The sequence below is a fragment of the Ferruginibacter profundus genome (assembly GCF_054783275.1).
The window spans coordinates 1332769-1345250 of the sequence record NZ_BAAGQW010000003.1; the positions used below are offsets into that span (position 1 = coordinate 1332769).

The following is a 12482-nucleotide window of genomic DNA, read 5'->3' on the forward strand; positions in this document are numbered from 1 at the left end:
GGTTATTTCTCTTCTAAAGTTTTTAAAGTTGCTTTACTTTTGAAGATAAACCTTTTTCATGAACCGCATCGACCGTCTTACTGCTATTCTTGTTCAACTGCAATCTAAAAGAGTTGTAAAGGCGCAGGAAATTGCTGATAAGTTTACACTGAGTTTACGCACTGTTTACCGTGATATCAAAGCATTGGATGAAGCTGGTGTGCCTATCATTGGTGAAGCCGGTGTTGGGTATTCTATTATGGAAGGCTATCGTTTACCACCGGTGATGTTTACCAAAGAAGAAGCCACTGCTTTTTTAACAGCTGAAAAACTGGTAGAAAAATTAACCGATGATTCTACCCAAAAAAATTACGCTACCGCCATGCTTAAAGTAAAAGCGGTATTGCGCCTTACCGAAAAAGATTACCTGGAAGATATGGAACAGCATATTGAGGTAATAGAAAACCAGTATGTGCCTAAGCGAACCAATGACACCATTCACTTGCAAAATGTATTGCAAAGCATTGCACAAAAAAATGTGTTGCAGCTGGATTATTTTGCCAATCATAATCAACAGCACAGTAAACGTGATGTGGAGCCGGTGGGTATTTATTATTTAGGAGAAAAATGGTATATGGTGGCCTATTGCAGGCTGCGTAAAGATTACCGCACTTTTAAATTCGGCAGCATTAATAAACTTCATGTTACTGATGAACATTTTAAACAACAGCATCCTTCTTTAAAAAGTTTTTTATCTAAAGAATCGAAAGAGAAAAACCTGCAGACCGTGGTGTTATTAATTGATAAACATATTCTTCCTTATTTTGGCGATCAGAAATATTACAACGGCTTTGTGTCACAAAAAGAACTGGGTGATAAAATTGAAATGACTTTTTTATCTGCGTCATTAAATGGTTTTGCAAGATGGTATATGCATTTTGGTGATAATGCTGATATTGTTAAGCCGCCGGAATTGAAGGTGATTGTGAAAGAATTATTGATCTCAATTGGTAAGAAAGTAAAGTAATAATACAGCGGCCTGCGGCCATTTTTTGTGGAACGCAGATTTTTATGATGATGAAGATTTACGCAAAAGATCATAAAAATATGGTTCGAATAAAGGGCTTATTTCAATAATCCCGATCCATTTCAAAATAAATCTTTTACTGCTGACATAAGGCTGTCATAACCCCTTGTTTTCTTTGTGGTATAAACAAAAACTTATACCATGTCACAAATCACCGCATTTCAACAGGAATTAGAAAGAGAAGCATTAACCACACGCAAAATGCTATCCGTTATCCCTACCGACAAGTTTGGCTGGAAGCCACACGAAAAAAGTATGACCATTAAAGCATTGGCTACTCATATTGCCGACATCTTTACCTGGTTTGGTATGGTGATAAATACCAGCGAACTGGACTTTGCCAAAAATCCTTACCAGGCTGAAGAGGTAAACACAACACCGGAGCTGATGACCTTATTTGAAAAAAACTTAGTACAGGGAAGAACTGCTTTGGCTAACGGAAAAGATGAACAGCTGAAAGATAACTGGATCATGCGTAACGGCGAAGAGATCTGGGTAAATGATAATAAACACGATGTATTAAGAATGTGTTTCGGGCAGATCATTCATCACCGTGCTCAAATGGGTGTATTCCTTCGTTTGCTGAATGTGCCTATCCCCGGCAGTTACGGGCCAAGTGCCGATGAAATGGGATTGTAAAAAGTAAAGCCATGTATACATACAAACCGGAGCTTTTAAGTTCCGGTTTATATTTTACCCTGTTTGATCAATAAACGAGGGTCAGGTTGAGCACTTATACAATCAAACGAACAACTTATACAGCGGGGCAATATTATTGCTTCGCTTTTTTTATATTTATAGCAGAATGCTGCATGAATACCAAATCAAACCTTTGCCTGAATTGCTTCATAAAAAGTTATTACTGTTCTGTTTGTTATTTATTGGTTGTTATTCTTTACCCGTTTATTCTTTTGCTCAAAATACCCAAACAATCATTTATACTGTAAAAGACGGCCTTCCTTCAAATGCTTTGTACCGGAGTATTATTGATGCAAAGGGTTTTTTATGGATCGCTACAGAAATCGGGCTTAGCCGTTTCGACGGAAAAAAATTCAGGAATTATAGTACAACCGATGGCCTTACTGATAACGAGATAACCGATCTTTTTACTGATAGCAGCGGGGTATTGTGGGTTATTCCTTTTCGCCGTTCACCCTGTTATTATAATTCCACTACCGATAAATTTGAGAATGATGAAAGTAAACCTGAGCTGGCAAAAATACAGCTGGGCACTTCCAACAGACCGCATATATTACAATTTGGTGGTGTGGCTTTCAGTAATGGCAACCGCCAGATATTTATCTATGCCAACAATAAAACACAATCGTTTTTAAAAGAATACAGCCCTTATGCCCGAACACCTTTAAAAATTACAGAGTATCAAAAAGACAGGTTTTTAATTTTTGCAGAAGACAGTATAAGGGACTTTAATAATGGAAAAATACAAAGCAGGCTGGCTGTAAATAAAACAGCTATCACCTGCGAGGCTGTTGGCAACAAAGTATACATTGCCACCACAAATGCTGTTCTTACATACCAGTTTGATAGCAGTGGCAATGTACAGCTGCTGGCAGAAAAAATTTATCCTTTTCAATTAAGGATATTCTGCAAAACCGGCAAACGTTTTGCCGTTACATCAGTTAATGGTACAACTTATCTGCTGGATAAAAATACGCTGGATATTTCTGAAATCGTTTCTGCTGCAGAAGGCTTGCCGGTTAGAAATGTACAGGAAGATAAAGATGATAATATCTGGTTGTCTACCATGGACCGTGGCCTGGTAAAAGTGCAGCAAAAAAGAATTTCATCATTAGAAAACCCTGAGTTGAAACAAAACTTTAATGCCATCATTAAAACCAAAAACATATTTGCCGGTAACAATTATGGTGCATTAATAAAGTATGATGGCCTGTATGTACAAAAGCTCATGCCTAATACGGATAAAAACACCGATGCCTGGGTTCGTAAAATAATCAGTACCGGCTATGGCCTTTATATAGCCACACAGTCCGGTTCTTTTCTGGTAGATGAAAAAACCATGACGGTGAAAAAAGCCTTTCGTGGCGCTGAAAACCGCAGTACCAAAGCGGCTTATTTAATCAACGATTCGGTATTGTTATTGGGCGGCCACGCTTTTGCCTACCGGTACAATTTAAGAACCGGTAAAGTAACCGACAGCATCAACAAACGTGTGGTAAGCCTGGGGTGCGATCTGTCGGGCAATATTTATATCGGCAGCAATGAAGGCTTATTTTTATGGAAAGAAAAAAAGCTGATCGCCACAGCAGAAAATCATAAAGGGCTTTCGTATAAAATAAACGCCATTACCTGCTCTCCCGATAATTTGATGTGGATTGGTTTGGGCTCCGATAGCCTGATGTTGATGAAGGAAGGTAAATGGCTGGCATCCGTTGCGCTGGGTGATATTATACCAGGTACCATTTGTAAATCGCTATACAGTAATAAAGCCGGTGAAATATGGTTGGGTACCAATAAAGGGTTGAACAGGATCAATTATACTTATTCCAACGATCAGCTCCATTATAGCAATACATACTTTGGCACTGCCGATGGTTTAATTGGCGAGCAGATAAACGATATCACCATACAAGACAGTACAGTGTATGTAGCTACCAATGAAGGCATCAGTTATATGCCACGGGATATCCGCTTGCCGGTTTCCAACATCACCACTTTTATTTCGGGTGTAGCTATCAACAGTACTGCCGGAGAATTAAAGGAATCCTATACTTTACAACACGATGAAAATGATATTACCATCAATTTTTCCGGTGTTGACCTTACTGGTTTTATTCCCTTTTTTGAATACAATGTTAACGACGGCAAATGGGAACGTACCGAAAAAATTGAATTGAAAAAATTAGCTCCGGGATATTATAAGATAAAAATACGTGCTATCCGTCGCGATGGAAAACCCAGTACCAACGAGGCTTTGGTTAAATTTGAAATTAAGGCGGCTTTCTGGCAGAGCAATATTTTCTGGGCTTTGGTAGTTGCTTTTTTACTGGTAGTATTGTGGTATTTACAGCAACGCCGTAACAAAAGAAAACAACAACTTGTATTACAGAAAGTGCTGACAGAAAAAAGAATTACCGAACTGGAAATGCAGGCATTAAAAGCACAGATCAATCCGCATTTTATTTTTAATTGCCTTAACAGCATCAAGGGTTTTATTTATGATAAGGATTATAAACAGGCCGATCGCTACCTCGACAGGTTTGCAGAACTTATGCGAAGTACCATTGATAATTCGGATGCTTCTATTATTTCTTTAAAAGATGAAATGCATTACCTGGATAATTACCTGCAATTAGAGAAACTTCGTTTTGAAGACAAGTTTGAGTACAGGATCAATATTTATATTTCTGTAGATATTGAAAAGGTTTTTGTGCCTGCTATGTTATTACAACCCTATGTTGAAAATGCAATAAGGCACGGCATGCGTTTTTTAGAAACCAGGGATGGAAAAATAAATATCACAGCAAAAATTGAAAACAATGTTTTAGTTTGTGCTATTGAGGATAACGGGATTGGCAGGGCAAGGGCAGCCGAACTAAAGAGCAGGATGCATATTGAATACCAGAGCAAGGGAATGAATATTTCTAAAAGAAGAGCCGAACTGTATAATATTGAGCAGGAGATAATTGATAAAAAAGATGAAAAAGGGAAACCTGCCGGCACAATAATAATTGTAAAAATTCCATTAGACCTTAAGCCATGATCAACTGTGTAATAATTGACGATGAAGCAAAGAATATTAAGCTGCTGCAAAAAATGCTGGAGATGCATTGCCCTGATATAAAAATTCTGGCAACAGATACCGATGCCAAAAACGGAGTGCAGTTAATTGAACAACTACAGCCGCAGCTGGTTTTTTTAGATATTGAAATGCCACACCTTAACGGGTTTGAATTACTGAAGAAACTGGAGCCTGTAAATTTTGAAGTGATCTTTGTAACAGCTTTCAGTCATTATGCAGTAGAAGCATTTGAACACCGGGTTACAGGTTATATTACCAAGCCCGTGAACACAGATAAATTAATTGCTGCGGTTAATACTGCTGCAAAAAGAATTGAAGCAAAAAATATCAATAAAAACCTGTTTTCTTTATTAGAACAGAATACACAGAAATCCGAACCGGAAAAAATTCCGCTTTCTACCAGCAACGGTTTGATCTTTGTAAAACTCAGCGATATCATGTATTGCGAAAGCAGTGGCAACTACACTAATTTTTATTTGTGTGAGGATAAAAAAATAATGGTAAGCCGCCAGTTGGGCGAATATGAAAAGTTATTACCCGAAATAAACTTTATCCGCATACACGATAAGTACATCATCAATCTTTCTTACATCAAAGAATACATTAAAGGCAGTGGCGGCGATGTGGTATTGGAAAATGGTAAGGAATTGCCTGTTGCCACACGTCGTAAAGAAGAATTCCTCTCCCGGTTTGAAAAATGGATCAAACGGAAAAATTAGTGCAGGCACACACACGGAGGGCACGGGCTGAACGGATAAAAACAGTGTCTGTTATTTGATTCAGTAATCTTTTAAGCCAGGGAAAATCATATTAGATCTATCTGGTCCGTGTTCCTGTTAACGCTTATACAATGCCAAAGCGCAAGTATACAATCTGGTAAAAAGCCCCATTCTTTCTTTCAATCTTTATGATGCAAAAAAAATTGCTTCAATGAAGAAACTACAACTACTGCTGCTATTAACATGCTTTGCATGCACAGCCGCACTCAGCCAGATCAGCCAGATAAAAATTGTGAGCTTCCAGGTAAAAAATACTTTGCCCGCCAAGATCGACGATTGGATAAGTATACCTGCCGCATTAATTCTTACGGCACAAAAAGCACCCACCGTACAATTGAAAGAACCCAAACTGGTAATACAAATTAAAAGTAATGGTGCCCTTATCTGCGGTAACAATGTGGCCACAGCAAGCCCTATGAGCCCTTTTGATGTAAAAACACTTACCACCAATGAACTTACGGGAATGATGGGTAATTGTGGCGTATTAAAAGAAGGTAATTACCAGCTATGCGTACAGTTTTATAACCAGGACCGTATTGCCATCAGCAATGAAGTATGTAAAGAGTTTAAAGTAGAAAGTGCAAAAGCCGAAGACTATGCTCCGCCCACTTTGATCACCCCGGCGAATGGCAAAACTTATACCGAAGCTGAAATAAAACGGCCTTTAAGTTTCAGGTGGACACCCTTAGTGCCCAAACCAAAAGAACCTGTTACTTATCGTTTAAAAGTGTGGCAATTAATGCAAGGCCAAAATGGTACCGCTGCAATGAAAAGTAACCAACCCATTGTTACAAAAGATGTAGAGAATATTACGCAGGCAATGATATCAAATATTTTTACAGGCCCGTGTAAACCACCTTACCTCTGCGATTATATATGGACTGTGCAGGCATTGAACAGGCAAGGCAACCCGATAGGTAATAACAATGGTACCAGCGAGCCATGGAGTTTTAGTGTGATGGGCAATTATGGCATCACCATTCAAAACCTTATTGTAGAATGCCCTAAAGGCAACAGTTATAATTTTACAGTTAATGTTGGTAACCCCAATAACAGCGTTGCCATTTTTGACAGGATAGAAGTAGTGGTGGTAAATGGTGTTACCATTACGCCAATAAATATCACACCTACTATTCCTCCCATTGGTTCCACCATTCCTAACAATGGAAATATTAATGTTTCGGGTTCCTTTACCTATGGCACACCAATAACCACCGTTTGTTTAAAGGCATACATAAAAGAACAAGCCAATCCATTACTGAATACAGCAAGCAGTTATACCTGTGATACATTACAATGCGAATGCGATCCCTGCAAAACAATGGGTGTTAGTTTAAAGAATGATACCCTTACCACAACGGCAAGTAACAGCGGACAAATATTGTTATCGGGCTTATTAAGCGGATTAAATCCGTCTGTAGTTAAAAAGATAACGATGGAACTGGTGTACTATGATATTGTACAAACCGGCGACAGCAATTGTGTGAAATGTGCAGAGAATAAAGAGTGGGGTAATTTTATAAAACCTTCAAGCGCTTATTTTTCAGGTTATAATCCCGGTGTTTTAAACGGTGTGAATTTTGGCAGGGAATGGACCTGGTTAACCACAGTACAAAAAGAATGTGACAGCCACGGTGGCGGAACCGGCGGAGGTGTTGACCATGGTAATCCACAAGCCAAATGTGCTACCTGCGGAACAGGTGTTGCCGCAGATAGTAAAGAAATTGAAAATGCTAAACTTGCCAATGCCGGTACAGGGCCCATCATTATTATCAATCCTAATCCGGGAATAAAACTCAATACTTTTTCTCTGCCTGTTGCGGTGCCACCCGGTAGCAGTTTAAAATGCTGCGGCGATAAAATAAAGGTTTGCATACGCTATACCATCTGGGATTTTTGTTGCCATGCTTGTGATATAGTGAAGTGTTACGAAATAGAACGCAAAGCACAGTAAACCTATTTTAAAAGCCAAAAAAAATTATTATGAAAAAGATAACTCAATATTTCAAACTCATTTTACTTATCGCAACAATAACCTTGTGTGGTAATATAAGAGCGCAGGTAAATGGTTTTTCAATTACCACGGCAGCAGCGCCCAATAACTTAGGCACCACCTTTCCCTTAAATGTATCTTTTAACTGGACACCCACTACCACCAGTGCTACCGTTGTAATCAACTACAACAGTACCCTGGTAAGTTACGATGCCAGTTGTGCAGCAAGTTTGCCGGCATGTATGGCAATCACCAATAGCGGTAGCCAGTTGACCATTACTATGAGTAGCTTATCAGCCTGTACCAACACCGGTGCTATCAGTTTTAATGTATGTTTTAAATTTAATTGTCCCGATTCCTGTACCGGTGTAGTTAAACCCTCGGTGTTTACAGGTGTACTTACCGATAATTTAGCTACCACACAAAACTCAACCTGTACAGCTAATGGTATCTTAAACAATAATGTTTCTTTATCGCACAATTTCCATTCCTTTAACCAGCTTACCGCTGAAGTCACTTACAAGGTTTGTTTTTATAATCCTGATTGTTTTAAAATTAAAAACCCAGGCTTTACCATTGCGTTATCACCTGCGTTGGGCACCATCACCTCTGTATATGGTGGTGCATATACGTACACGCTCTCGGGTACAACCATTACACCTAACACCACCGCTTTTAATCAATGGGCTTACGATTGTTTTTATTACGTGGTAAAGTTGCCATGTAATACCGGTTTGGGACAAACGCTAACCAGCAATGTAACCATGAAGGGCGTAAACTGTGGTGTAGCCAATAGTACCATTAAAGGCCCGGTTGCAGCGTCGTATTTAATTCCTGCGGCACCGGCTGCCACACCAGGCATTACAGTTTACACAAGTGCATCGGCTACCAGCTTTACCTACAATATTTTTAACTCCGGCAATACGCCGCTTAACTTAACGGCTACTAATTTTTTACCGGCAGTACATTTAAAAACCACGCCAACTTCGGTATCGCAAAGTACTACACAGCCGGGATTAGTGGGTGCGGTTAAATATTACAATTGTACTTCTGTTCCAAATGGTCCCTATGCATTACTTGGTAATGGTGCCACCGATAATAATGCGCCAGCCAACACTACAAAATTCGATCACACCATTAATAATTTAATGCCCGGCCAATACGCCGGTATTACTTTGTATTACGATCTTACCTCATCATGCAGTGGTCCTGCCGGTAATCCTCCATATAAAGATAGCCTGGCCATAAGCTATAATTGCGTGGCACCTCCGGTGAGTTGCATTCCATGCGGACCTGGCGGAACACAAAACCCGGTGATTGTTTATAATCCGCAACCTAATATTGTTTGTGTGGCACAACCTTCTGTTCCCGGTTGTAAAAACATTGGTGATACTATCGATCTCTGTTATGAATTCCTCAACAATGGTGATGCTACTTTAGTTGGTGGTATCTATAATATACAACTGCCATCCTGGTTGCAGGCCATTACTTCAAGCGTGGTGTACACAGGGTTTTCTCCCAATCCTACCATCATGCCGGCAACTAATATTAAGTTCAACCTGCCTAATATTCCTGTAGGAACCAACACGTATAAAATTTGCCTTAAAGCAGTAGTACAAAGCGGTGCTGTGGGTGGTCCTAATGGATTTTACAACACTGCATACGGCGGTAATTTAACCTATCCTCAAAATTATATTTGTTATACGTCTTTTAATATCTGTGCCTTTGCTGCTATTGGTATTGATAAAAAAGTAAAGGGAAGTTTGAATGGCAGCTTTGGTACTACCGGTAATGGTGCCCCTAATACTGCCGTAGACTATGAAATAACAGTTCGCAATACGGGAACGATTGCTGTAGATAATTTAGTAGTGATAGACAGGGTCCCTGCAATTGGTAACCTGACGATACTGGGTAGCCCGGCTTCGGCACCGGTGAGTAACCAGTTTAATATGCAGATGCTTACAGCACCCATCAATATTAATTATACAGCGCAATATACCGGCACACAAAATATAAATACCCTGTGGCCGGCCACAGGTACGCCTTCTTTTGCCGGTGTATGGAGCGGTGCAGTTGCCAATGGCGGAGTGAAATTTACTTTTAATCCTACTTTTACATTGGCGCCAGGAGCCAGTTATACATACACCTTTCAAACAAAAATACCGGCAGGCACCGCAAATGGATTAATTGATTGTAATACGGTTGGTTTTATTGCCAAAGCTACAACCGGTGCGTATACCATCAACCCTGTTGAAAGTAACCCTGTTTGTATTGAAGTGGTAACACCGGAAGTACCACCTGCAGGTTGTTGTAAAGACCTGCTGAAAAAAATTACCACTACGCAGAGTGTAAATAATGATGTGTTAACTATAAACGCCACATTAACTGCAGGGCCTGTTAAACTTAAAAAAGTAACGGTTTCATTAGTAAATTTTGAAGTGAAACATCCGAAGGATTGCGACTTCTGTGTAAAAAATCCTAAACAGTTTGGCAACATTACTAACCTTAGCAGTCCGCTACCATTTAATACCGTTCCTGCAAATGTTCCATTCACTCATTTGATACAATGGAAAGACAGTGCCGGTTATAATTTTACCAATGGCGTGCCATTAAACTTCAGTATTCCTTTGCCGCCACGCAGCCCTATTGCCTGCTGCTGCGATACAATTGAATACTGTTTACGTTACACATTTACTGATACCGCCTGTGTAATGTGCGATACAACCATTTGTTATAAAACCTATAATGGTAAAGATTGTAAAACCAGCGGTGGCGGCCATGATGATGGGAATGTATGTAACTGTAACTGGAAACCTGTATTTAGTTACGAAGGCGGCAAAAAAGAAGTAGCTTGTGGCGGTTCTGTCACTTTAATGAAAGGTAATATTCCGGTTTCACTAAATCCCGGATTTACCTGTACGCCGGCCTCACAAAATTGTACACCATCAAATTTAGCGGTAACCATTACCAACAATATATCCGGGGTTACTTCCGTTTTAACCGGGCCGAATTATAATTTCACTTTTTTACAACCTGGTACCTACACCTATAATTTATCGGGCACCTGCGGTGGTACCAAATGCGATTGCAGGCTAACGGTAATTATACCCCAATAAAAAATGCTTATGAAAGTGAAGATTGTAGGAATATTTTTTTATATGGTGTTTAATAGTTTTTGTGTAAATGCACAAACTAAAAAGCCATCGTTTTCTGTGAGCGGTATCATGGGTGTGAGTTATGAGGGTTATGGTCTGGATAGAAATCCTGCCGGCTGGACGGGCTATACACCACGCCGCCCATGGAACCAGGTACGGTTTAATTTTATGCCCAACTTTCAGTTTGGTAAAAATTTTTCTGTACCCTTTAATATTAACCTGGCAGCATTGCCTACTAATTTTGCAGGGCCTTACAGCGGTTATATTCCCGGTGGACCAAAACAAAATTTTAAACAATGGATTGCTAACCCTGTAAACAATATTGCTGTTAATCCCAGGTACAAATGGGCGGAGTTGCAACTGGGCACACAATATTTACGCTACAGCGAATTAAGTACCGGCGATATTGGTGTATTTGGTGCAGGTTTTGATCTTAGGCCAGGGCAATACCGTTTTAAATTCTTTATGGGTACATCGCAACCGGGCATAAATTATTTTGCCGGCCCGCCCAACATTACAGGAGCGTTTAAACGCAGTAACTGGATGTTCCAGGTGGGTAAAGAAAAGGAAGGTAAATATGAGGTAGCGTTTAATTTTGCAAAGGGAAAAGATGCTATTACTTCATCTGCACCTCCGCCACTAACCATAAAACCACAGGAAGGATTTGTAACCAGCTTAGTTACCAATATTTTTTTTAACAAAGGCTGGTATGTCAAAATTGAAGGTGCTCAATCTGTTTTTACTAAAGATCTAACCACAGCTTCTACACTTTTAATAAAAGCATTTGAACCCTTTATTAAAGCACACACTTCCACCACAAGAGATTATGCAGGTAGCGGCGCTATTGGTAAAAAAGGTAAAAACTTTGATATTGGCATCAGTAGTAAATATTTTGGTGCCGGTTTTCAAACAGTGGGGTATCCTTATTTACAACCCGACCGTTTAGATTATACCGTAAACACCAAATGGAATACCTGGAAAAATAAAATGAATATTGTTGCCAGTGTCGGGCAGCGTGTAAATAATATCAGCAATACCAGTTTAAGAGCCAACCAGTTTATTGGTAACCTCAACTGGTTTACACAGTTCAATGACAAATGGAGCTTGAATGTGAACTACAATAATTTTGGTTTTCAATCTGCCAGCGGCCTTAATCCTTATGGTATAAAAAATGTAAATAACGATTTAGGTATCAGTCCTGCTTATACCTGGAGCAATACCAAAATGAGTAACCTGCTCAGCTTTAGTTACAATTACAGCAAATACGACGAACGGGATGTTTTAACAGGATTAACCACCAGCAATAATACCCACACGGCCTTGCTTACCTATGTGCCTTCTTATTTTACCAAAGACATTACACCTGATTTTAGTGCGATGTATTTTTACAATGATGTGCCCTTAGCCAAAACAAAATTAGCTACCATCAGTAGTGGTTTAAGTATGCCGGTTGCTAAAAAGAAAATACAATTACGTGGGCAGTTGCAATACAATGTAGTTAAACTAAATGCGTATAAAGGAGATAATAATTGTATTGCTTCCTGCAGTGTGGATTGGAAGATCACCAAACAGTTCAGCTGGAACACCTATTTATCCACCAATTATTTTAAATACGGCAATGCTATTGTTCCCAACGGTGCAAACTACTTGGAAAGTACCTGCCGCACCGGCTTTCAATATAAGTTTGACACAAAGAAAACGAAGTAAT

7 protein-coding genes are annotated in these 12482 nt (G+C 39.5%); all 7 read left to right on the forward strand.

The features are described from left to right. Positions 1 to 58 precede the first annotated feature (58 nt). Positions 59 to 1006: a helix-turn-helix transcriptional regulator gene (locus tag ACYVM0_RS25375; protein WP_460561982.1), complete on the forward strand. Its 948-nt coding sequence runs from the start codon at positions 59 to 61 to the stop codon at positions 1004 to 1006. Positions 1007 to 1207: 201 nt separating this feature from the next. After that, the gene (locus ACYVM0_RS25380) at positions 1208 to 1705 is read left to right on the forward strand and encodes a DinB family protein (protein ID WP_460561984.1); all 498 of its coding nucleotides are present in this window, start codon (positions 1208 to 1210) and stop codon (positions 1703 to 1705) included. Between the two features lie 202 nt (positions 1706 to 1907). Continuing rightward, the gene (locus ACYVM0_RS25385) at positions 1908 to 4808 is read left to right on the forward strand and encodes a sensor histidine kinase (protein WP_460561986.1); all 2901 of its coding nucleotides are present in this window, start codon (positions 1908 to 1910) and stop codon (positions 4806 to 4808) included. After that, a complete protein-coding gene (locus ACYVM0_RS25390) occupies positions 4805 to 5566 on the forward strand; it encodes a LytR/AlgR family response regulator transcription factor (protein WP_460561988.1) in 762 nt (253 codons plus the stop codon). The genes ACYVM0_RS25385 and ACYVM0_RS25390 overlap by 4 nt, the downstream gene beginning before the upstream one ends. Positions 5567 to 5777: 211 nt before the next feature. Next, complete coding sequence (locus ACYVM0_RS25395) at positions 5778 to 7580, forward strand: hypothetical protein (RefSeq protein WP_460561990.1); 1803 nt, start codon at positions 5778 to 5780, stop codon at positions 7578 to 7580. Between the two features lie 29 nt (positions 7581 to 7609). Beyond that, on the forward strand, positions 7610 to 10735 hold the full coding sequence (locus ACYVM0_RS25400; protein ID WP_460561992.1) for a hypothetical protein: 3126 nt from the start codon (positions 7610 to 7612) through the stop codon (positions 10733 to 10735). 9 nt (positions 10736 to 10744) lie between these two features. Then, positions 10745 to 12481, forward strand: coding sequence for a hypothetical protein (locus tag ACYVM0_RS25405; protein WP_460561994.1), 1737 nt, complete (start codon positions 10745 to 10747; stop codon positions 12479 to 12481). Position 12482 lies beyond the last annotated feature (1 nt).